The 21,250-nt window shown below is 70.2% G+C and carries 17 protein-coding genes; 7 read left to right on the forward strand and 10 right to left on the reverse strand.

Features of this window, described 5'->3' with window-relative positions:
• Positions 1–6: 6 nt before the first annotated feature.
• The 9 genes from ACFYO9_RS03385 to ACFYO9_RS03425 all read right to left on the reverse strand — a co-directional run bounded on the left by ACFYO9_RS03385 (position 7) and on the right by ACFYO9_RS03425 (position 12,285).
• On the reverse strand, positions 7–687 hold the full coding sequence (locus tag ACFYO9_RS03385; protein ID WP_358710266.1) for a hypothetical protein: 681 nt from the start codon (positions 685–687) through the stop codon (positions 7–9).
• The gene (locus ACFYO9_RS03390; protein WP_358710265.1) at positions 680–1,237 is read right to left on the reverse strand and encodes a SigE family RNA polymerase sigma factor; all 558 of its coding nucleotides are present in this window, start codon (positions 1,235–1,237) and stop codon (positions 680–682) included. Before ACFYO9_RS03390 ends, ACFYO9_RS03385 begins: the two co-directional genes overlap by 8 nt.
• Positions 1,238–1,438: 201 nt before the next feature.
• The gene (locus ACFYO9_RS03395; RefSeq protein WP_358777696.1) at positions 1,439–2,638 is read right to left on the reverse strand and encodes a dipeptide ABC transporter ATP-binding protein; all 1,200 of its coding nucleotides are present in this window, start codon (positions 2,636–2,638) and stop codon (positions 1,439–1,441) included.
• On the reverse strand, positions 2,631–3,686 hold the full coding sequence (locus ACFYO9_RS03400; protein WP_355803219.1) for an ABC transporter ATP-binding protein: 1,056 nt from the start codon (positions 3,684–3,686) through the stop codon (positions 2,631–2,633). The genes ACFYO9_RS03395 and ACFYO9_RS03400 overlap by 8 nt, the downstream gene beginning before the upstream one ends.
• 11 nt (positions 3,687–3,697) lie before the next feature.
• The gene (locus ACFYO9_RS03405; protein ID WP_358777697.1) at positions 3,698–4,666 is read right to left on the reverse strand and encodes an ABC transporter permease; all 969 of its coding nucleotides are present in this window, start codon (positions 4,664–4,666) and stop codon (positions 3,698–3,700) included.
• Positions 4,659–5,585: an ABC transporter permease gene (locus ACFYO9_RS03410; RefSeq protein ID WP_355803223.1), complete on the reverse strand. Its 927-nt coding sequence runs from the start codon at positions 5,583–5,585 to the stop codon at positions 4,659–4,661. Before ACFYO9_RS03410 ends, ACFYO9_RS03405 begins: the two co-directional genes overlap by 8 nt.
• A 78-nt stretch (positions 5,586–5,663) precedes the next feature.
• Complete coding sequence (locus ACFYO9_RS03415) at positions 5,664–7,295, reverse strand: ABC transporter substrate-binding protein (protein WP_358777698.1); 1,632 nt, start codon at positions 7,293–7,295, stop codon at positions 5,664–5,666.
• Positions 7,296–7,773: 478 nt separating this feature from the next.
• Complete coding sequence (gene typA, locus ACFYO9_RS03420; protein WP_355803228.1) at positions 7,774–9,681, reverse strand: translational GTPase TypA; 1,908 nt, start codon at positions 9,679–9,681, stop codon at positions 7,774–7,776.
• A 249-nt stretch (positions 9,682–9,930) separates the two neighbouring features.
• Positions 9,931–12,285, reverse strand: a complete 2,355-nt coding sequence (locus ACFYO9_RS03425) for an ABC transporter family substrate-binding protein (protein ID WP_358777699.1) — start codon at positions 12,283–12,285, stop codon at positions 9,931–9,933.
• A 401-nt stretch (positions 12,286–12,686) separates the two neighbouring features.
• Here ACFYO9_RS03425 and ACFYO9_RS03430 point away from each other — a divergent pair, with 401 nt between their 5' ends.
• From ACFYO9_RS03430 to ACFYO9_RS03450, 5 genes are all read left to right on the forward strand, one after another.
• Positions 12,687–13,001, forward strand: coding sequence for a hypothetical protein (locus ACFYO9_RS03430; protein ID WP_355803232.1), 315 nt, complete (start codon positions 12,687–12,689; stop codon positions 12,999–13,001).
• Between the two features lie 108 nt (positions 13,002–13,109).
• Positions 13,110–13,946, forward strand: coding sequence for a hypothetical protein (locus tag ACFYO9_RS03435; RefSeq protein WP_355803234.1), 837 nt, complete (start codon positions 13,110–13,112; stop codon positions 13,944–13,946).
• 16 nt (positions 13,947–13,962) lie between these two features.
• Positions 13,963–15,912, forward strand: coding sequence for a fumarate reductase/succinate dehydrogenase flavoprotein subunit (locus tag ACFYO9_RS03440; protein WP_358777700.1), 1,950 nt, complete (start codon positions 13,963–13,965; stop codon positions 15,910–15,912).
• Entirely contained in the window at positions 15,909–16,679 is a 771-nt protein-coding gene (locus ACFYO9_RS03445) for a succinate dehydrogenase/fumarate reductase iron-sulfur subunit (protein WP_358777701.1), read from the forward strand. Before ACFYO9_RS03440 ends, ACFYO9_RS03445 begins: the two co-directional genes overlap by 4 nt.
• Before the next feature lie 178 nt (positions 16,680–16,857).
• Entirely contained in the window at positions 16,858–17,334 is a 477-nt protein-coding gene (locus ACFYO9_RS03450) for a hypothetical protein (RefSeq protein WP_358777702.1), read from the forward strand.
• Positions 17,335–17,400: 66 nt separating this feature from the next.
• Here the strand turns inward: ACFYO9_RS03450 and ACFYO9_RS03455 are convergent, their stop codons facing one another.
• Entirely contained in the window at positions 17,401–17,799 is a 399-nt protein-coding gene (locus tag ACFYO9_RS03455) for a nuclear transport factor 2 family protein (RefSeq protein WP_355803242.1), read from the reverse strand.
• Positions 17,800–17,986: 187 nt separating this feature from the next.
• Here ACFYO9_RS03455 and ACFYO9_RS03460 point away from each other — a divergent pair, with 187 nt between their 5' ends.
• Positions 17,987–18,910: a hypothetical protein gene (locus ACFYO9_RS03460; RefSeq protein WP_358777703.1), complete on the forward strand. Its 924-nt coding sequence runs from the start codon at positions 17,987–17,989 to the stop codon at positions 18,908–18,910.
• Positions 18,911–19,100: 190 nt separating this feature from the next.
• Positions 19,101–21,224 carry a TPM domain-containing protein gene (locus tag ACFYO9_RS03465; protein WP_388665931.1) on the forward strand — a complete coding sequence of 708 codons (2,124 nt, stop codon included), beginning with the start codon at positions 19,101–19,103 and terminating at the stop codon, positions 21,222–21,224.
• The last annotated feature ends 26 nt before the right edge of the window (positions 21,225–21,250 follow it).

Raw genomic sequence — 21,250 nt, forward strand, 5'->3', positions numbered from 1 at the left:
GGAGCCTCAGGAGCCGGGCCCCGCCCCGCTCCCCTCCTCCGCCTCCACCTCGACGACCGACACCCACCTGCCCCAGCGCTCGACGCTCACCCTGAGCCAGGAGGCGTCGGCGGTCCTGCCGGACCAGTAGGCGTCAGGACCGTGGCCGTGCCGTCGCAGCCCGCACTCGGTCAACGCCTCGTTCAGCAGCGCCACTTCGTCCGCGGCGACCGCGCCCTTGTCGTACTTCGTGACCCGCTGGCGGGCCGTGGCGCCCCTGTCGCTGTAGTAGTCCGTGCCGTACTGGATCTGGTCGGGGGCCGTGCGCCGCGCGTACGACTTCGGGCAGCTGGTGGCCTCGCCCACCGCCGGCAGCGGCAGGTTCTCGGTGGTCTCCTCCTCGTCGCCCTGCCACCGCCACCTCGCGTGGCCCGGCATGCGCTCCGGCGGCAGCAGCCGCACCATGCCCTCCACCAGGAACGGGTTCGTCGACGGTGTCGCCGCGGGGCGTACGTCGCGGCCGCGGTCGCCGTCGCCGCCCGCCGCCGTCGCCACCACCGCCGCCCCGCCCAGGGCCACCACCGCCACGAGCGCCAGTGCGGTGCGCCGGCGTGCCGTGCGCCGCCGGCCCCGCTCCCGCAGCCGGGCCCCGCTCGGCATCCGCACGGTGACCTCGTCCAGGAGTTCCTCGATCTTGACCTCAGCCATGACTGGCCACCCCCTCCGCGGCGCGTGCCGCTGTCTCGGATGTCTCGGAGAGCCGCTCGCCCAGGACCTTCCTGGCCCGGCTCAGCCGGGTGCGGACGGTGCCGCTGGAGACGCCCGTCTCCCGGGCCACCTGCTCCACCGGGAGGTCCAGAAGGTGGAACAGGACGACGGCCTGCCGCTGCTGGGGCGTCAGTTCACGCAGGGCGTCCACCAACGCCACGCGGTCGGGGGAGAGTTCCGGCACGTCGACGGAGGGGCCGTGCCGGCGGTGGGCCAGCACCCTGTTCCGCGTACGCCGCCATGTGCTGACGGCCAGCCGCGAGGCCACCGTCCGTACCCACGGCAGCGGGTCCCCTTGCGCGGTCAGCCGCCCCCACCGCTGCCAGGCCCGTACGTAGGCCTCCTGGACGGCGTCCTCCGCCTCCGCCAGGTCGCCGGTCATCGCGTACACGGTGGAGACCAGCCGCTTGGCCGTGGCGGCGTAGAACGCGTCGAACTCCGCCGCTCCCCCGCCGGGGTCCCGCCCCTGGTGCTGCTGCTTCCTCGCCACTGTCCCCGCCTGCCCTCGTGAGGTGTCGCCGCGCTTCCGGTCCTCGTGCGCGGCCTCGCTCACTACACGCCCGGGGCGGGCCGGATGTTACGGCCAGCCCGTCGGGCCGCGTGGCCCCGGCCGCACGAAAAACGCCTGTGCCCCGTGAACACATACGTTCACAGGGCACAGGCGTTCGCGCGCGGACGGATCCGCGCGAGGTCACGCCGCGTGGACGACGTCCTTTTCCTCCGCGAAGTGGCACGCCGACTCGTGGGCCGCCGGGGTGTCCTTGCCCTTGAAGCGCTCGGGGACCGCAAGGAGCGGGGTCTCCTTCGCGCACTTGTCCTCCGCCTTCCAGCAGCGGGTGCGGAAGCGGCAGCCCGAGGGCGGGTTGGCCGGGGACGGGACGTCGCCGGTGAGGATGATGCGCTCGCGGCCCTCACGGGCCTCGGGGTCCGGGACCGGCACCGCGGAGAGCAGCGCCTGGGTGTACGGGTGCGTCGGGTGCTCGTAGATCTGCTCGTCCGAGCCGATCTCCGCCATCTTCCCGAGGTACATCACCCCGACCCGGTCCGAGATGTGCCGGACGATCGACAGGTCGTGCGCGATGAAGAGGTAGGAGAGGTTGAACTCGTCCTGGAGCTTCTCCATCAGGTTGATGACCTGGGCCTGGACGGAGACGTCCAGGGCCGAGACCGGCTCGTCGCAGATGATGATCTCGGGGTTCAGGGCCAGGCCGCGGGCGATGCCGATGCGCTGGCGCTGACCGCCCGAGAACTGGTGCGGGTAGCGGTTGATGTACTCGGGGTTCAGACCGACGACGTCCAGGAGTTCCTGGACCTTCTGGCGGCGCGAACCCTTCGGGGCCACCTCGGGGTGGATCTCGAAGGGCTCCCCGATGATGTCGCCGACCGTCATCCGGGGGTTCAGGGACGTGTAGGGGTCCTGGAACACCATCTGGATGTTGCGGCGCACCGCCTTCAACGCGCGCCCGGACAGCTTGGTGATGTCCTGGCCCTTGTAGAAGACCTCGCCGGCCGTGGCCCGCTCCAGGGTCATCAGGAGCTTGGCGACCGTGGACTTGCCGCAGCCGGACTCGCCCACGATGCCCAGCGTCTCGCCCTGGTACAGGTCGAAGGAGATGCCGTCGACCGCCTTGACCGCGCCGACCTGCTTCTTGAGCAGGATCCCCTGGGTGAGCGGGAAGTGCTTGACCAGGTTGCGGACCTGGAGGATCGGCTCGCCGCGCTCCACCGGCGCCTCGATGGCCGCGACGGCCTCCTCGGCGGTGGCCGCGTCGACCGTCTCGACGTCGGAGACGTTCGGGGTGGCGTCGGCGGGCTCGGCCGTCTTCGCGACCTTGGAGGGCTCCGTCTTCGCGACCTTGGAGAGCTTCGAAGCCTTCGTCGGCTCAGCCATGGATCGTCTCCTTCCAGAAGTGGCACGCGCTGCCGCGGCCGGGCAGCTCCGCGCCGTCCCGCTCGGTGACCTGCATGAGCGGCGGGACCTCCGTGCGGCAGATGTCCTGCGCCTTGGGGCAGCGCGGGTTGAACGCGCAACCGCCGGGGATCGCGAGCAGGTTGGGCGGCAGCCCCTTGATCGCGTAGAGCTCGTGGCCCTTCTGGTCCAGGCGCGGGATCGAGTCGAGCAGACCCCGGGTGTACGGGTGCGCGGGGCGCTTGTAGAGCTCGTGCACCGGAGCCGTCTCGACGATCCGGCCCGCGTACATGACCGCGATCTTGTCCGCGACGTCGGCGACCACGCCGAGGTCGTGGGTGATCAGGATCAGACCCATGTTGTACTCGCGCTGCAGCTCCGCCAGCAGGTCCATGACCTGTGCCTGGACCGTCACGTCGAGCGCCGTGGTGGGCTCGTCCGCGATGATCAGGTCGGGCTCCAGGGCGAGCGCCATCGCGATCATGATGCGCTGGCGCATACCGCCGGAGAACTGGTGCGGGTAGTCGTTCACCCGCTCCTTGGCGGCCGGGATCTTCACCCGGTCCATCAGCTCGATCGCCTTGGCCTGGGCGGCCTTGCGGCCGAGGCCCTGGTGGACGCGGAACATCTCGCCCAACTGGTAGCCGACGCTGAGCACCGGGTTCAGCGAGCTCAGCGCGTCCTGGAAGATCATCGCGATCTTGCGGCCGCGGATCTTCCTGCGCTGCTCCGCGGACATCTTGAGCATGTCCTCGCCGCGGAAGAGCACCTCTCCCTGGGGAATGCGCCCCGGAGGCATGTCGAGGATGCCCATGATGGCCTGCGCCGTCACGGACTTGCCGGACCCGGACTCGCCGAGCACCGCGAGCGTCTCGCCGGCGGACACCGTGTAGTTGACGCCGTTGACGGCCTTGGCCACGCCCTCGCGGGTGTGGAACTCCACGTGCAGGTCACGGACTTCGAGCAGCGGCCCGGTGTCGCCCGCGTCGCGCGGGGCAGGGACGTCGGCCGATTTCTCAATGGTGGTCACGTACGCCTCCCTCAGCGCAATTTGGGATCGAGGGCGTCGCGCACCGCGTCGCCGAGCATGATGAAGGCCAGAACCGTCAGGCTGAGCATGCCGGCCGGGAAGAACAGCGTGTACGGGTTGTTGCGGAGCTCCTTGGAGGCGTCCGAGATGTCGCTGCCCCAGGAGATCGCGTCGTCCGAGAGACCCATGCCGAGGAAGGAGAGGGTCGCCTCGGCCGTGATGTAGCCGCCGAGGGCGATCGTCGCGACGACGATCACGGGCGCGGCCGCGTTCGGCAGGATGTGCCGGAACAGGATTCTCCGGGTGCCCGCGCCCAGCGCCTTGGCCGCCACCACGTAGTCGGACTGTTTGGTGGTGATGACCGCGCCGCGCATGACGCGGGTGATCTGCGTCCAGCCGAGCAGGGTCAGGGCGCCCACCACGGTCCACACCGAGCGGTCCGTCACCGAGTTCAGCACGACCATCGTGCCGAGCAGGAACGGGATGCCGAAGAAGACATCGGTCAGACGCGAGATGACCGCGTCCCAGAAGCCGCCGAAGTAGCCGGCGAGCATGCCCATGACGGAGCCGATGACGGTCACGGCCAGCGTGACGCAGACGCCGACGGTGACGGAGTTGCGGGCCCCGTACATCACGCGCGCGTAGATGGAGCGGCCCTGCCGGTCGTAGCCGAACCAGTCGTCCTGGAAGACGTGGCTGTAGCTCGGCTTCTGCAGGAAGTGATTGCGCAGATCGCCCTTGGTCGGGTCGGCTCCGGTGAACAGACCCGGCCACAGCGAGACCGCGATGACAAGCAGGATGAGCAGCCCGGAGACCACGAAGAACGGGTTGCGGCGCAGATCCCGCCAGGCGTCCCCGGCAAGCGAGCGGGGCTTGCCCGGAGCGGGGCTGGCGAGGTCCGTGGGGGCCGTCCCCGCGGGCGGCGCCGCCTCGGTCACGGCGAGCGGGTTGGTGGTCTTGGTGACGTCAGCGTCAGGCATAACGGATCCTCGGGTCCAGGACCGCGTAGAGCAGGTCGACGATCAGGCTCGCGGCCAGGTAGACGAGTACGAGGATGGTCACGGTGCCGACGATGACCTGGCCCTCGCGGCGGGCGAGCGCGTCGAAGAGGGTGTTGCCGACGCCCGGCACGTTGAAGATGCCCTCGGTGACGACGGCGCCGCCCATCAGGGTCCCGATGTCGGTGCCGAGGAAGGTCACCACCGGGATCAGCGAGTTGCGCAGCAGGTGGCGCGTCATGATCCGGCTCTTCGGCAGCCCCTTGGCCACCGCCGTGCGGATGTAGTCGGCGCGCAGGTTCTCCGCGATGCTCGTACGGGTCAGCCGGGCGACGTAGGCGAGTGACAACGACCCGAGTACGGCTGCCGGAAGGATGAGCTGGGTGGGATCGGTGGCGTCCTGGACCGTTGGCGACACCCATTCCAGTTGTAGTCCGAAGACCGTCTGGAAGACGAAGCCGAGCACGAAGACCGGCACCGAGATGACCAGCAGCGTGAAGACGAGGATCAGGGTGTCCACGACGCGGCCGCGGCGCACGCCCGCGAGCATGCCGAGACCGATGCCGAGAACGAGCTCGATGACGAAGGCGATCAGCGCGAGACGCACGGTGACCGGGAAGGCCTGTCCGAGAATGTCACTGACGGGCCTGCCGCCCATGTTGGTGCCGAGGTCGCCGGTCAGCAGGTCCTTCATGTAGTGGAGGTACTGCTGCCACAGCGGAAGGTCCAGGCCGCGCTGGTGGCGGATGGCCGCCATCTGCGTCGGGTCCGGCGGCTTGTCACCCCACAGCGCCCGCACGGGGTCGCCGGGGAGCACGTTGACCATAAGGAAAATGAGAAGAGTGGTCCCGATGAAGACCGGGATCATCTGGAGCAGTCGCCGCGCGACATAGCGCCCCATGGGTGCCTCCGTCCTGAGCGGAGCTGCCCGCGGGGGCGGCCGAGATCGTCGGCCGCCCCCGCGGGTCGAGCCGCGCGACTACTTCTTGAACACCTCGACGTCGGTGAAGATCGGGCTGCCCTGCTGGTCGAAGTGAACGTTCTTCACGTTCTCCGAACGACCGGCCTGGAGCTTGCCGTACCACAGCGGGATGCCGGGCATGTTGTCCTGGAGGGACTCCTCGGCCTGCTGGTACAGCTTCGCGGACTCCTCCGTGGTCGGAGCCGCGTCCGCCTGCTTCGTCAGCTGGTCGAACTTCTTGTTCGAGTAGCCGCCCTGGTTGCCGGCGACGCCGGTGCCGTAGAGGTCGCGCAGGAAGTTGCCGTTGAACGGGTAGTCGAGCACCCAGCCGGAGCGGTAGAACGACTTGACCTTCTTGGCGTCACGCGTCTGCGTGTCGGCCTGGAAGTCGGTCTTCGGGTCGCCCACGCACTTCACACCGGTCGACTGCGTGATGCTGTTGCAGACGGCGGTGACCCAGCCCTTGTGCGGCTGGTCGGCGTTGTACTGGATGGAGATCTTGTTGTCCGGGACGCCGCCACCCTCCTTGATGAGGGCCTTGGCCTTCTTGGCGTCGAACTTGCAGTACTCACCGCAGGCGCCGGCCTTGTAGCCCTCGACGTTCTTGGCGACCCAGCCCGTCGCGGGCTCACGGGTGTTGCTGAGGACGGTCTTGATGATCGTGTCGCGGTCGATCGCCATCGACAGGCCCTGGATGACCTTGTTGTCGATGTTCTTCCACTGCTTCGAGTAGAAGGCGGGGTTGATCGTCTGGATCATCGCGTAGTCCTGGTTGATCGCACGATCACCCAGGTCGCTCTGGTAGTTCGCGAGCTCGCCGTCCGGAATCTGCGGCATCGAGTCGACGTTGTTGGACACCAGGTCCTTGTAGGCACCGTCGGGCGACGCGTAGTTCTTGAACGTCACACCGCCGTTCTTCGCCTTGTCCGGGCCCTTGTAGCCGTCGTAGCGCGTGACCTTGATGGACTTCTTGTGGTCCCACGAGGCGAACTTGTAGGCGCCGTTGCCGACCGGCTTCTCGCCGTAGCCCTTCGGGTCCTTGAAGAAGCCCGAGGGCAGCGGCGAGAACACGTCGTAGCCGAGCTTGAACGCGAAGTACGGGATGCCCGTGTTCAGCGTGATCTTGAAGGTGTTGTCGTCCACGACCTTCAGGCCGGACATCTTGGAGCCCTTGGGCTTCCCCTTGGCGGGGTGGACGTCGTCGTAGCCGGCGATGTCGGCGAACCAGGAGCTGTTGACCTGGTTGTTCTTGACATCGGCGGCCCAGTTCCAGGCGTCGACGTACGACTTGGCGGTGACCGTCTCACCGTTGTGGAACTTCCAGCCCGGCTTGAGCTTCACGGTCCAGACCTTGTTGGCCTTGTCGGGGGTGACCGACTCGGCGTTCACATAGGTCAGTTCGCCCGTGTCGTTCTTGTAGCCGACCAGCTGCGAGAAGAGGGAGCGAATGACGTCGCTGCCGTACGCCTCCTTCGTGTTGGCGGGCTGCAGCGGGTTCTGCGGCTCACCGCCCGAGTACACGAAGATGCCGTTCTTGTCGACGGCACGGTTGTCGTCGCCGCTGTCGCTGTCGCCGCCGCCACAAGCGGTGGCCGTCAGCGCCACAACACCGGCTATCGCGACCCACTTGGCGCTCTTGGCACCACGCATGGGGTTCCTCCTCATGAGTCCACTTGTTCACTACAAGAGGGGGTACGTGCAACCGCGCCGACACCCCTGACGGCGAAGATCGAGTACCCCAGTGTGCTCGTGAGTCGGCGCTCCCCACAGCGCGTGACCCATTGACCCGAGCTATACGCGGTCAACTATTAGCCATGAGGTACCGGTCGACCACACCCTTTTGGTCTCGGTTCAATCACACCTGCCCCGTACAACTTCCAAAATCCGGACAAACCGATCCTAGATAGATGGTTGCGAAACGGACGTGTTACACATCTAACGGTCAGTGACGTCCGCATACCGGACACTTGGCGGACAAAAACCGGTTGCCGGGAGAGCCTCGACCGGCCGCGGCCACACCGTACCTGCCAGCGAAAACGCACGAGGCCGACTTCCGCCGAACCCCTCGCGGGGCGGCGGAAATCGGCCTCGTGCGCGGCTGTGTGCCGCAACTGCCTACGTCAGCGGATCAGTTGTGCTTGGCGCGGGACGCGGAACGGCCGCGCTCCTTCTGGTCCAGGACGACCTTGCGGATGCGCACGGCCTCCGGGGTCACCTCGACGCACTCGTCGTCGCGGCAGAACTCCAGGGACTGCTCCAGGGAGAGCTTGCGCGGCGGCACGATCGCCTCGAAGGAGTCGGCGGAGGCGGAGCGCATGTTGGTGAGCTTCTTCTCCTTGGTGATGTTCACGTCCATGTCGTCGGCGCGGGAGTTCTCGCCGACGATCATGCCCTCGTACACCTCGGTGCCGGGCTCGGTGAACAGCACGCCGCGCTCCTGGAGGTTCGTCATCGCGAAGGCGGTGACGGCGCCGGAGCGGTCGGCGACCAGGGAGCCGTTGTTACGGGTCTTCAGCTCGCCGAACCACGGCTCGTGGCCCTCGTGGATGGAGTGCGCGATACCCGTGCCGCGGGTCTGCGTCAGGAACTCCGTACGGAAGCCGATGAGGCCGCGGGAGGGCACGACGAACTCCAGACGGACCCAGCCGGAGCCGTGGTTCGACATGTTGTCCATGCGGCCCTTGCGGACGCCCATGAGCTGCGTGACGGCGCCCATGTGCTCCTCGGGCACGTCGATCGTCATGCGCTCGACCGGCTCGTGGGTCTTGCCGTCGACCTGGCGGGTGACCACCTGCGGCTTGCCGATGGTCATCTCGAAGCCCTCGCGGCGCATCTGCTCGACCAGGATGGCCAGCGCCAGCTCACCGCGGCCCTGCACCTCCCAGGCGTCGGGACGCTCGGTCTCCAGGACACGCAGCGAGACGTTGCCGATCAGCTCGCGCTCCAGGCGGTCCTTCACCTGGCGGGCGGTGACCTTGCGGTCCTTGACCGCGGCCTTGGCGTCCGCGCCCTTGCCGGTGCCGCCCCGGCCGACCAGCGGCGAGGTGTTGGTGCCGATGGTCATCGAGATCGCCGGCTCGTCGACCGTGATCAGCGGCAGCGCGATCGGGTTCTCCGGGTCGGCCAGGGTCTCGCCGATCATGATGTCGGGGATACCGGCCACGGCGCAGATGTCACCGGGGCCCGCCATCTCGGCGGGCTTGCGGGTGAGCGCCTCGGTCATCATCAGCTCGGTGATGCGGACGTTGGCGATGGTGCCGTCCCGCTTGATCCACGCGACGGTCTGGCCCTTGCGCAGCTCGCCCTGCTCGACGCGGAGCAGCGCGATGCGGCCGAGGAAGTTGTCCGCGTCGAGGTTGGTGACGTGGGCCTGGAGGGGGGCCGACTCGTCGTACGTCGGGGCCGGGACGTGCTCCAGGATCGTGGAGAAGAACGGCTGCAGGTTGGTGGAGTCCGCCGGGACCGTGCCGTCGTCGGGCTTGGTCAGCGAGGCGATGCCGTCACGGCCACAGGCGTAGACGATCGGGAACTCGATCTGGTCCTCGTCCGCGTCCAGGTCGAGGAACAGGTCGTACGTCTCGTTGACGACCTCGTCGATCCGCGAGTCGGGACGGTCCGTCTTGTTGATGCACAGGATGACGGGGAGGCGCTGCTGGAGGGCCTTGCGCAGCACGAAGCGGGTCTGCGGGAGCGGGCCCTCGGAGGCGTCCACGAGCAGGACGACCGCGTCCACCATCGACAGGCCGCGCTCGACCTCACCACCGAAGTCGGCGTGGCCGGGGGTGTCGATGATGTTGATCGTGATCGGGTCCCCGCCGTCCTTGGGGTGATACTTCACCGCCGTGTTCTTGGCGAGGATCGTGATGCCCTTCTCACGTTCCAGGTCGTTCGAGTCCATCATGCGGTCGTCGAGGGACTCGGCGGCGTGCGCGGCGAAGGAACCGGCCTGCTTGAGCATGGCGTCGACGATGGTCGTCTTGCCATGGTCGACGTGAGCGACGATGGCGACGTTGCGGATGTCGTGGCGCGTGGCCATAGTGCGGCGTACTCCTGGAGTGAGTGGATGGTCACACGCACCTCTGAAGTACGCGAACCCTGCCGGGCTGGACACGCCACGGCCTCACCCCAGTCTACGTGTCTCGCACGGAGGGAGCCTCCGCGGGGGCTGCGCGGGGGCCGGGAAAGCTTGGGGAAGTCCATGGAAACAGCAGGTCAATGGGTGGATACGAGCTTGCCCGCCGGGGTGGCCGGCGGGCAAGAGAGTTGAGCGGAATCTGAGCCGGGGCTACTGGGCGGCCGGCTTGCCCGCCGGCTTGGCGCCCGGCTTCAGGAACCCGATGTCCTCGAAGGCCGGGGCCTGGAAGCCGAAGGCCCCCGCGTTCGCCAGGTTGGGGCGGGCCGCCATCAGCTGGGGGCGCTGGTAGAGGGGGATGGATCCCGCCTCGGCCCAGATGCGTGCGTCGGCCTTGCGCACCAGGGAGCGTGACGTTTCTTCATCGAGCTCGCCGAGCGCCTGCTCGAAGAGCTGGTCGATGTGGTCGGTGCCGACGCGGGTGTAGTTCTGCTCGACGTTGAGGGAGCCGTCGGCGGCCGGCACCGGCTTGGCGAAGATCGGACGGGCGTCGGTGGCCGGGAAGGCCGACGCGGGCCACGAGTAGAGGGCCAGGTCGTACTGGCCGGACGCGATGTGGTCCTTGAAGTAGCTGTCGTCGGCGACCTTGGACGTCTCGGTGTGCACGCCGATCTTGTCCAGCATCCGGGAGATCCGGTCGGCCACCGCGCGCAGCGGCTCCGAGCCGTCGCCGGAGGGCAGCACGAAGCGGAGGGTGAGCGGCTTGCCGTCCTTGGCCATCGGCCCGGCGGCCGCGGCGGGTGCGGCGGTGCCCTTGGGGGCGTACGCGCCGGGGGCGCCGCCCTTGGCCTGGTCCTTGGACTTGGCCTTGCCCTCGGACTTGCCCTTGCTCTCGGACTTGCCCTTGCTCTCGGACTTGCCCTTGCTCTTGCTCTTGGGCTTGTCCTCCGCCTTGGAGTGCTTCGCGTGCTTCTTCTCCTTGTCCGTTTCGCGGGACGGGGCGAGGGCGTCGGCCTGCCGGTTCAGGGCGGCCCGCTGGTAGGCGGCCGCGGGCGCCGGGGCGAGCACCGCGGTGCCGGAGTCGGCGGGCTTGCCGTCGTCCTCGCCGACGATGTACGTGCCGTCGCCGGAGTCGGACTCCTTCGCCGAGTCCTTCTCCGTGCCCTTGTCGCGGTCGGACTCGCCGCCCGCCGTCTTCGCGTCCTTGTCCTTCTTGCCCTTGCGCAGGGCGCCCGGCGTCCAGCCCGCGTCCGCGAGCAGGGCCCGCGCCTCGGCGGTGTCCTGCTCGCCGAGGGCCCCGCTGTTGTCCGCGTACGCCTCCTGGCCGGCGAGGGCGAGGTGGCTGCCGACCGGCGCCGCGGGCAGGCCGAGGGGCTTGAGGACCGTCTTCGCCAGCTCCTCGCGGTTCAGGGCGCGGGCCACCGCGCGGCGCACCCGGTCGTCCGCGAGGGGGCCCTCGGCCCCGTTGAGGGCGAGCTGGGTGTAGGCGGGCTCCAGGGACTTGCGGACCACGTAGCCGCGCAGGCCCGCCTGTTCGGTCTCGTACTTCTTGACGGCCTTCTGGGTCTTGGCGCGGACCGCGGTCTCGGCGTCGGCGGCCTCCTCGTCGGAGCCGTGCGCGACGGCCCAGGAGCGCAGCGCCCTGGCGGCGGTCAGTTCGGCGGCCGGGCCGTGGGTGAGCGGGCCCTGCGCGCCCTTGTCGCGTGCGGCAAGGCCGATCCGCCCGGCCTCCGCCGCGTCGATCGCGGCGAGGTCGACCCGGCCCTTGGCCAGCGCCTCGGCGCGCTGGGAACGCTTCACCTCGCGCAGCACCAGCTTGTCGAGCTTGGCCGGGCGGCCCCACCAGCGCGGGCTGCGCTCCAGCGTCACGGCGCCGGCCTTGTGGTCGACCTGCGCGAGGGCGAACGGTCCTGCCGTCACCTTCAGCTTGCGGCGCGCGCCGTCGTTGAAGGAGTCGGGGGCGCCCATGACCTGCTTGGGGTACAGCGGCGAGAAGAGCGAGCGCCAGTCCGCGTACGGCTTGGCGAAGGTGACCCGCACCTCCAGGTTGTTCGCGCCGCGCTCGATCTTCTGGATGCGGTCGTAGCCGGCGTTGCGCGCCGTCCAGTACGCGGTGTCCTTGCCGGACAGGGCCCGCCACTGCGCGGCGAAGTCGTCGGCGCCGATCTCCCGGCCGTCGCTCCAGACCGCCTGCTGGTTGAGCTTGTACAGGACGACCTGCTGGGGCTCGCGCTCGACGACCTTCGCCGACTCCAGGAAGTCGGCGTTGCGCTGCGCCCTGCCCTGCGCGTCGAGGCGGAACAGGGACGGCAGGACGGCGCCCGCCACCCGTGATGTGGCCTCGTCGGCGTCGGACTGGAAGGAGTTGAACGTCTCGGGCAGCGCGTCGACCGCCCAGTTCATGGTCCCGCCGTCGGCGACCAGGTCCCGGGCGGCGGGAGCGACGTCCTGGCCCGCGGTCGGCCGTCCTGCCTCGTCGTTCGAGCTGCATCCGGCGAGGGCGGGCAGGGCCAGCACCCCCGTCGCGAGGAACACGACAGATCTGGCTCTGGCGCGGTCGTGGGACATGACTGGTACCTCCGGGGTCCGGGGCTCGCCCGGCCGCCCGCTACCAGGACCGGGCCGGGTTTGATCACGTTTGGCGGTATATGGAGCTGATCACATCTATCGCCCCACTGAAGGGGACGGGACACGCCCCGCGGGGGCGACACGGCGCGGCGGCCCCGATATGCCACTCGTGCGGCCCAACGGGGCGGTCCTGGAGGGGGCCCGCCGCCCGGCCCGCTCGCCCCGCCCGGTCGCCGAACAGTCGGGACCGGTCGAGGTTCGGCGTGATCGGCGCGCGATCCGGCGCATTCACCGCTCCTGATCCGGCAATCGCTGCAGATCCCTTCACAAGCCGGGATGTGACGCGCGACACTCGCAGGCGCATGAGCGTTGCCACCGCACACCCGAAGTGAGGGCAAGTCATGGCTCTGCACGATGAATTGACGGCTGTCCAACAATGCGTGGACGACTTGGTCCGCACCGTCGGCAGGCTGGAACAGCAGGCCGGCGACCACCTCGCGGGGGTCGACGTGCGCCGGGTGCGTGCCGACACCGACCGCCTGCGCGAGAGCGTGGCGCTGCTGCGCGCCGCGGCCCCCTCCCCCGTTCCCCGTACCGAACCGCACGCGCGCGAATTCGTGACCATCCCCGATACGCCGTACGACAGCGCGTTGTGGGCGAACACCGGAGACCTCGACGACGAGGGCCTCGGCGGCTGCGACCGCCACGCGCCCTGACGCACACGCGCACGCCCACCGCACACGCCGCCCCACACCCGCACTCGCACTCGCACTCGCACTCGCAGAGCCTCTCCATTGATCCGAGGACGAAGGAGTGGAGCCTCGTTGGCCACCGGCACGGAACCCCAACCGAAGAGCGGAACGGCCCCCGGCGGCGGCGTGCGCGACGGCACGCGCGCCGCCATCTCGGCTGCCCATCTGCGGACCGACCGCTGGTGGCTCGCCCCGGCGGCGACCGCCGCGGGACTGCTCGCCTTCGTCGTCTACTCGACCTGGCGGGCGTTCGCGAACGCCGACTACTACGCGGCGCCCTACGTCTCGCCGTTCTACTCGCCGTGCGTGGCCGAGAACTGCGAGCCGATGCGCTCGGGCCCCAACTGGGAGATCTTCGGCAGCTGGTGGGGCCTGTCCCCCTCGGTGCTCATCCTCGTCTTCCCGCTCGGCTTCCGGCTCACCTGCTACTACTACCGCAAGGCCTACTACCGCGGTTTCTGGGCGTCACCACCCGCGTGCGCGGTCGCCGAGCCGCACAAGAAGTACACGGGCGAGACCCGTTTCCCGCTGATCCTGCAGAACATCCACCGGTACTTCTTCTACTTCGCCGTGCCGGTGGCGGGCATCCTCACGTACGACGCCGTCCTCGGCTTCCGCGACGAGCACTACGAGTGGGGCCACATGGGGCTCGGCACGCTCGTCCTGCTCGTCAACGTCGTCCTCATCTGGATCTACACGCTCTCCTGCCACTCCTGCCGGCACGTCATGGGCGGCAAGCTCAAGCACTTCTCCAAGCACCCGGTGCGGTACCGCATGTGGCGGTGGACCGGAAAGCTGACCAACCATCACATGCTGCTCGCCTGGACGTCGTTGGCGAGCGTGGCGCTCGCCGACCTCTACGTCTACCTGGTCGCGAGCGGCGCCTTCGACGATCCGCGCTTCTTCTAGTGGACGGGACCTTGTGATGTCTCAAGTGGAGCGGCAGCAGTGGGATGTCGTCGTGGTGGGGGCCGGCGGCGCGGGTCTGCGCGCCGCGATCGAGGCGCGGGAACAGGGTGCCCGTACGGCCGTGATCTGCAAGTCGCTGTTCGGCAAGGCGCACACGGTGATGGCCGAGGGCGGCATCGCCGCCTCCATGGGCAATGTGAACTCCGGCGACAACTGGCAGGTCCACTTCCGTGACACCCTGCGCGGCGGCAAGTTCCTCAACCAGTGGCGCATGGCGGAGCTGCACGCGCGCGAAGCCCCGGACCGCGTCTGGGAGTTGGAGACCTGGGGCGCCCTGTTCGACCGCACGCCGGACGGCCGGATCTCGCAGCGCAACTTCGGCGGACACGAGTATCCGCGCCTCGCGCACGTCGGCGACCGCACCGGCCTGGAGCTGATCCGCACGCTCCAGCAGAAGATCGTCGCCCTGCAGCAGGAGGACTACAAGGAGTTCGGGGACTACGAGGCGCGCCTCAAGGTCTTCCAGGAGTGCACGGTCACCCGGGTCCTCAAGGACGAGGAGGGCGGGCTCAGTGAGGGCGGCCGGGTCTGCGGGACGTTCTGCTACGACCGGGAGTCGGGCCGCTTCTTCGTCCTGGAGGCACCCTCCGTGGTCCTGGCGACCGGCGGCATCGGCAAGTCCTTCAAGGTGACGTCCAACTCCTGGGAGTACACGGGCGACGGGCACGCGCTGGCGCTGCTTGCCGGGGCCCCGCTCCTGAACATGGAGTTCGTGCAGTTCCACCCGACGGGCATGGTCTGGCCGCCGTCGGTCAAGGGCATCCTCGTCACCGAGTCGGTGCGCGGCGACGGCGGGGTGCTCAGGAACTCCGAGGGCAAGCGGTTCATGTTCGACTACGTGCCCGACGTCTTCAAGGAGAAGTACGCGCAGTCGGAGGAGGAGGGCGACCGCTGGTACGACGACCCGGACCACAACCGCCGTCCCCCCGAGCTGCTGCCCCGCGACGAGGTCGCCCGTGCCATCAACGCCGAGGTGAAGGCGGGCCGCGGCTCGCCGCACGGCGGGGTTTTCCTGGACGTGTCGACACGGATGCCCGCCGAGGTCATCAAGCGCCGACTGCCGTCCATGTACCACCAGTTCAAGGAGCTGGCGGACGTCGACATCACGGCCGAGGCGATGGAGGTCGGGCCGACCTGTCACTACGTGATGGGCGGCGTCGCGGTCGACTCCGACACCGCCGCCGCGCGCCGGGTGGCCGGTCTCTACGCCGCGGGCGAGGTCGCGGGCGGCATGCACGGCTCCAACCGCCTCGGCGGCAACTCCCTCTCCGACCTGCTGGTCTTCGGGCGGCGCGCGGGGCTGCACGCGGCCCGGTACGCGGCGGGCCTCGCCGCGCGGCCGCCGGTGGACGAGGTGCAGGTCGACACGGCGGCGGCCGAGGCGCTGCGGCCGTTCAGCGCGGAGGGTCCCGAGGACGGGGCGACGCCGGAGAACCCGTACACCCTCCATCAGGAACTGCAGCAGACCATGAACGACCTGGTCGGCATCATCCGCCGCGAGGCCGAGATGGCGCAGGCCCTGGAGAAGCTCGCCGAGCTGCGGGTGCGGGCGCGGCGGGCCGGCGTCGAGGGCCACCGCCAGTTCAACCCGGGCTGGCATCTCGCCCTTGACCTGCGCAACATGCTCCTGGTCAGCGAGTGCGTCGCGCGGGCCGCACTGGAGCGCACGGAGAGCCGCGGCGGCCACACCCGTGAGGACCACCCGACGATGAGCCGCGAGTGGCGCCGCGCCAATCTGCTCTGCCGGCTCGCCGACCCGACCGGCGGGCTCGCGGCCACCGGTGCCGTACGCGGCCAGATCGACCTGGACCGCGTGGAGACCGAGCCCATCCGCCCGGACCTGCTCGCCCTCTTCGAGAAGGAAGAGCTGGTCAAGTACCTGGCTGAAGAGGAGCTGTACGAGTGAGTTCGTACGATGCGCGATTCAAGGTCTGGCGCGGGGACCCGGGGGGCGGCGGCCTCGAGGACTACAAGGTCGAGGTCAACGAGGGCGAGGTGGTGCTCGACATCATCCATCGCCTCCAGGCCACCCAGGCACCCGATCTCGCCGTGCGCTGGAACTGCAAGGCGGGCAAGTGCGGTTCGTGTTCGGCGGAGATCAACGGCAGGCCGCGGCTGATGTGCATGACGCGGATGTCGGTCTTCGACCCCGGCGAGGTCATCACGGTGACGCCGCTGCGTGCCTTCCCCGTGGTGCGGGACCTGGTGACGGACGTCGGCTTCAACTACACGAAGGCGCGCGAGGTCCCGGCGTTCGTGCCGCCCGCCGATCTCGGGCCCGGCGAGTACCGGATGCAGCAGGAGGACGTGGACCGCCCGCAGGAGTTCCGCAAGTGCATCGAGTGCTTCCTGTGCCAGGACACCTGCCATGTGGTGCGCGACCACGAGGAGAACAAGACCGCGTTCGCCGGCCCGCGCTTCCTCATGCGGGTCGCCGAGCTGGACATGCACCCGCTGGACGCGGCGGCCGAGTCCGGCCTCGACCGCAAACGGACCGCGCAGGACGAGCACGGGCTCGGCTACTGCAACATCACCAAGTGCTGTACGGAGGTGTGCCCCGAGGGCATCAAGATCACGGACAACGCGCTGATTCCCTTGAAGGAGCGGGCAGTTGACCGCAAGTACGATCCGCTGGTGTGGCTGGGCAACAAGATCCGGCGGCGGGCGGAGTAGGTGGACGGCGTGGGAAGGGACGGCGTGGAAAGACGGCGTAGGCGCGCGTAGTAGTAGTAGTAGTAGTAGTAGGAATCAGGGTTTCTGGGGGACATCCCCCAGGCGGGATTTCGTCCTGGACCGCCTCGGCTCACTGCCGCACGGCCTGTCCCGGATCGTCGACCGGCGACGGGTGGGCATGGTCGGCCACTCGGCGGGCGGGATCGCGGCGGCCGAGACGATGTACGAGGACCGCAGGGTGAGCGCCGGGGTCGATCTGGACGGCACCCTCGAGTACAACGCGGAGCCCGAGGGCACACATCTGATGCCGGTCGCGCGGCACGGCCTGGACCGGCCGTTCCTTCTGATGGGCAGCGACCGGCCGACGGAGCCGGCCTGGCGTTCGTTCCTGTCCCACGGCTCCGGCTGGAAACGGAACCTGACCCTGCGGGGCTCGGAACACCAGGCGTACACCGACCTGTCCGCACTGCTGCCGCAGACGGGCGTGACCCGGAAGGTCCTGGAGGAGAACATAGGAACGGTCACCCCAGCACGCGCGATAGCGGCCCAACGGGCGTACGTGACCTCGTTCTTCGACCGCTGGCTGAAGGGAAGGGACGACACCCTGCTCGACGCGCCGTCCGGGCGGTACCCGGAGGTGGAGTTCAGGGACTGAGGCCGACACGCCTCGACCTGTGGGTCCCCTCTGGGTCCCCTCCGGGTCCCCTGTGGGTTCGCTCGGTCAGGCCGTCGGTACGCGGTCCAGGAAGCCGTGCACCGTGCGGATCCGGCCGTCGTCGGCCAGCGTGATGACGTCGGATCCGGCGACGGGCGCGGACCCGTCCGCCGACGAGACGAGCTCCCAGGTGAAGCGCGCGATGTCGTGGTGCCCGTCGACGGCGCCGGTCCGGCGGAACTCGAAGCCGGGGAACTGCTCGTGAGCTCCCTTGATGACGGCGGCGATCCCCTCGTGCCCGGAGACGTCTGCCAGCGGGTCCGTGTAACTGCCGTCCTCGGTCCAAGCAGCGGCGACGGCCTTGTCGATGTTCTCGGCGCCCTCCACGTTCCAGGCCTCGAAGTAGCGGGCGACGGCGGTCTCGTACGCGGTGATGTCGTGTGCGGTGGTCTCGTGTGCGGTCATGGCTGGTCAGCCTCCTGTGGAGTGGTTCTCGTCTTGTGGGGCGATGACTCAAGACTGTCGGTCGGCCGCACAGGGGTCGATTACGTCGCAGGTAATGAGGGGCCTGGTGATGAGGGACCGGGTCAGGAGTTCCCGGGAAGTCCCGTTCCCCCGTGCCCGGGAGGGCTCCCGTGCCACACTGCCGCGCATGCGCATACCCCGCCGCTTTCGCCCCCTCCCGACCCTGTTGCTCGCGGGCGCGCTGAGCGTGGGCGCCGCCGGCTGCTCCCTGCCGGGCGGCAGTGATGGCGACGACGGCGGTACGGGGCTCGAGCGCGCCCTCGACGCTGTGCCGGCCTCGGCGGCCGACCAGGGAATGATGTACCGAGACGTGCGCACCGCGCGCAGGCTGGTCGCCAAGGACCCCGAGCTCTACCGCGGCCTGGACGGCTTCGGCATCCTCGAAGTCGTCCAGCACGGCTACACGGGCGGAAGTGTCCGCGCGGACTGGGGGTTCGACGCGAAGGACGTGGAGACGTCCGTGATGGTCGGCAACAGCTCGCTGCTCACCGGGGAGTTCGACACGGACGCGGTCGGGCGCGCGATGAAGAAGCAGGGGTACCGGGCCACCCGCACCGACCACGGCACGCGGTACGAGAAGGGCGGCGGGGACGGGACGTTCGAGGTCTCCGACACGGCTCGTGCCGCCAAGCGCTCGGACATCGCACTGGGCCTCGCCGAGCCGGGCACGTCGTTGCGGGACGACGAGGCGTACACGGCGGTGGCCGACTGCCTGGGCGACGTGTACGAGGCGTCGTTCTACGCGAAGCGGGAGGACGCGGACGTCGTCCTCTTCGCGATCGGCGGGCGGCTCGGCAAGGACGGCACGTCCTCTTCGGAGACGCTCTGCGCCCGCACCGCCTCACGTAAGGCGGCCGACGCCACGGCGGCCCGGCTCGGAAAGAAGACGGCCCCGGGCCGGCGCTACGCGGGCTCGAAGGTGACCGTCGGCGAGGGCGACACCCCCATGGTCACGATGACCTGGAAGAACAGCACGGAATCGGGCCTGCGCCCCAGCGACAACGACCGCACATCGGAACTGCCGGCGGTGCTGGTGTTGGGACGCGGCTGAGTACGGCGGTCGCACTCGACGCGTACCCGTCTGCCGTACGTGCGCGATCCGCTCGGGCCCACGGGCGCACAGGCCGGGCGGCCCGCGCCGACGCGTCCGGTGCGCGGCATCGGCGCACTTCAGGGTGGCGTCTCGCAGGGCGGCGTCTCCCAGGTCGCGGCGCCCCGAATGCCGCCCTACGCTCCGAGATGTGAAGCCGCCCTCGTACCTGGCCGCGCGGGCAGCCGCGGCCGGGGTGGCCGTGCTGCTCGGGTGGTGCGTGCTGCTGAGCCCCTCCCCCGCCGTGGCCGACGACCCCGTCACGCTCTCGCGGAGCGGGCAGGTCACCGACCGGACGGAGGCCCTCGGGGACCGCGCGGGTGAGGTGCAGCGGGCCCTCGACCGGCTCTACGACGAGGACGGCGTGCAGCTCTTCGTCGTCTATGTGCGGGACTTCTCCGGGCGTTCCCCGCAGGACTGGGCGGACACCACCGCCGAGCGGGGCGGACTCGGGCTGGACGACGTGCTGCTCGCCGTGGCCACCCACGACCGGCAGTTCGCGTACTCCGTGGACGACGGGTCGCGGCTGACCGACGCGCAGCTGCGCTCCGTGGCCACCACCGCGATCAGGCCCGCCCTGCGCCACAACGACTGGGCGGGGGCGGCCGTCGGCGCGGCGGACGGCTACCGCGCCGTGCTCGCCGGGCGGCCCGTGCCCACCCCGTCGGTCACCCCCGGCCCGGCCGACCCCGGCCGTAGCGCGGACGAGTCCGTCACCGGGGACCTGGTGCTGCCCGTGGCGGCGGCATGCGCGGCAGGGGTCGCCGCGACGGTCGCGTACAAGCGGCGCAGGAAGCGCGCCACCACCCGGACGACGCCGGTCGGTGGCTGGGGACAGAGGGCGGGGGCCGGCCGGAGTCCCACGCCGCTCCCCGAGCTCGAAGCGCGGGCCCGGCGGCTCCTCGTGGAGACCGACGACGCCGTCCGCACCAGCACCGAGGAGCTGGGCTTCGCCACCGCGCAGTTCGGGGAGGAGGCGGTGCGGCCGTTCGGGGCGGCGCTCGCGTACGCGCAGGGGGAGCTGACGGCGGCGTTCCGGTTGCGGCAGGAGTTGGACGACGCGTTCCCCGAGGACGATGCCACCCGGCGGCGCATGCTGGACGAGATCGTCGCGCGCTGCACGGAGGCGGGCCGCCGGCTTGACGCGGAGACGGCGGGCTTCGACCGGCTGCGCGCCCTGGAGAAGAACGCGCCGCAGGCCCTCGACCACGTCGAGACGGCGTATCAGCGGGTCGCGGGGCGTACGGAGGGTGCCGAGGGGACCCTCGCCGGGCTGCGTCGGACGTACGCGGCGACCGCGTATGCCCCCGTGCTCGGCCACGTCGAGCAGGCCAAGGACCGGCTGGTCTTCGCCTCCACTCATCTGGCCCAGGCCCGGCAGAGTGCCGACGCGGGTGACAACGGCAGGGCCGCCGTCCATCTGCGGGCCGCCGAGGGCGCCGTGGACCAGGCCGGCACGTTCGTGGACGCCGTCGACCGGCTGGCCGGCGAGCTCGCCGAGGCCGCCGAGAAACTGCCGGGCGCACTCACCGAGTCCGAGGCCGACCTCGCCGACGCGCGCGGCCTCATCGAAGGCACCGCGGAGGGCGTCTCCACGGCCGATCTGCGCGGCCGGGTCGCCCGCGCGGAGTCGGTGGTCGCCGCGGTGCGGGGCCAGGTCGCCGCGGGTCCGTACGACCCGATCGACGCGCTGCGCCGGGTCGAGGAGGCCGACGCCGCCCTCGACCAGGCCCTCGCGGGCGCCCGCGAACGTGAGGCCGGCGACCGCCGCTCGCGTTCCCTGCTCTCCCCCGCGCTGCTCACCGCGCGCAGCACCGTGGCGGCGGCGACGGACTTCGTCACCACGCACCGCGGGGCCGTCGGCAGCGAGGCGCGGACCCGGCTGGCCGAGGCCGCACGGCACCTGGCCCAGGCTGAGGCGGCGCGGGCCGAGGCGGCGCAGGACGGCGACCCGGCCGCCGCGCTCGCCGACGCACGGCAGGCGGACGCGCTGGCCCGGCAGGCGCAGCAGCTCGCCGAGCGCGATGTACGAGGGTTCGGCAACCCGTACGGAGGGCTCGGCGGCGGGGGCGGACGGGGCGGCGGGATGGGCGGCGCGGTGCTCGGCGGCATCATCCTGGGCGAACTCTTCGGCGGCGGCGGGCGCCGGGGCGGCGGTCATGGCGGAGGCGGTCCCGGGGGCGGCGGCTTCGGAGGCGGGTTCGGCGGCGGCGGTCCCGGCAGCTTCGGCGGTGGCGGCACGCGGGGGCGCCGGGGCGGGGGCGGCAGGTTCTGACCCGAAGGCCCGCCGTCCACATCCCG

The sequence above is a fragment of the Streptomyces sp. NPDC005863 genome, assembly GCF_042871345.1.
Lineage (GTDB): Bacteria > Actinomycetota > Actinomycetes > Streptomycetales > Streptomycetaceae > Streptomyces.

Bases quoted from the DNA above. Each gene is read 5' to 3' on its own strand.
- ACFYO9_RS03455 (WP_355803242.1), bottom strand. From the start codon at position 17,799: ATGACCGCACACGAGACCACCGCACACGACATCACCGCGTACGAGACC.
- ACFYO9_RS03430 (WP_355803232.1), top strand. From the start codon at position 12,687: ATGGCTCTGCACGATGAATTGACGGCTGTCCAACAATGCGTGGACGAC.
- ACFYO9_RS03450 (WP_358777702.1), top strand. From the start codon at position 16,858: ATGGTCGGCCACTCGGCGGGCGGGATCGCGGCGGCCGAGACGATGTAC.
- ACFYO9_RS03440 (WP_358777700.1), top strand. From the start codon at position 13,963: ATGTCTCAAGTGGAGCGGCAGCAGTGGGATGTCGTCGTGGTGGGGGCC.
- ACFYO9_RS03405 (WP_358777697.1), bottom strand. From the start codon at position 4,666: ATGCCTGACGCTGACGTCACCAAGACCACCAACCCGCTCGCCGTGACC.
- ACFYO9_RS03395 (WP_358777696.1), bottom strand. From the start codon at position 2,638: ATGGCTGAGCCGACGAAGGCTTCGAAGCTCTCCAAGGTCGCGAAGACG.
- ACFYO9_RS03410 (WP_355803223.1), bottom strand. From the start codon at position 5,585: ATGGGGCGCTATGTCGCGCGGCGACTGCTCCAGATGATCCCGGTCTTC.
- ACFYO9_RS03385 (WP_358710266.1), bottom strand. From the start codon at position 687: ATGGCTGAGGTCAAGATCGAGGAACTCCTGGACGAGGTCACCGTGCGG.
- ACFYO9_RS03425 (WP_358777699.1), bottom strand. From the start codon at position 12,285: ATGTCCCACGACCGCGCCAGAGCCAGATCTGTCGTGTTCCTCGCGACG.
- typA (WP_355803228.1), bottom strand. From the start codon at position 9,681: ATGGCCACGCGCCACGACATCCGCAACGTCGCCATCGTCGCTCACGTC.
- ACFYO9_RS03415 (WP_358777698.1), bottom strand. From the start codon at position 7,295: ATGCGTGGTGCCAAGAGCGCCAAGTGGGTCGCGATAGCCGGTGTTGTG.
- ACFYO9_RS03460 (WP_358777703.1), top strand. From the start codon at position 17,987: ATGCGCATACCCCGCCGCTTTCGCCCCCTCCCGACCCTGTTGCTCGCG.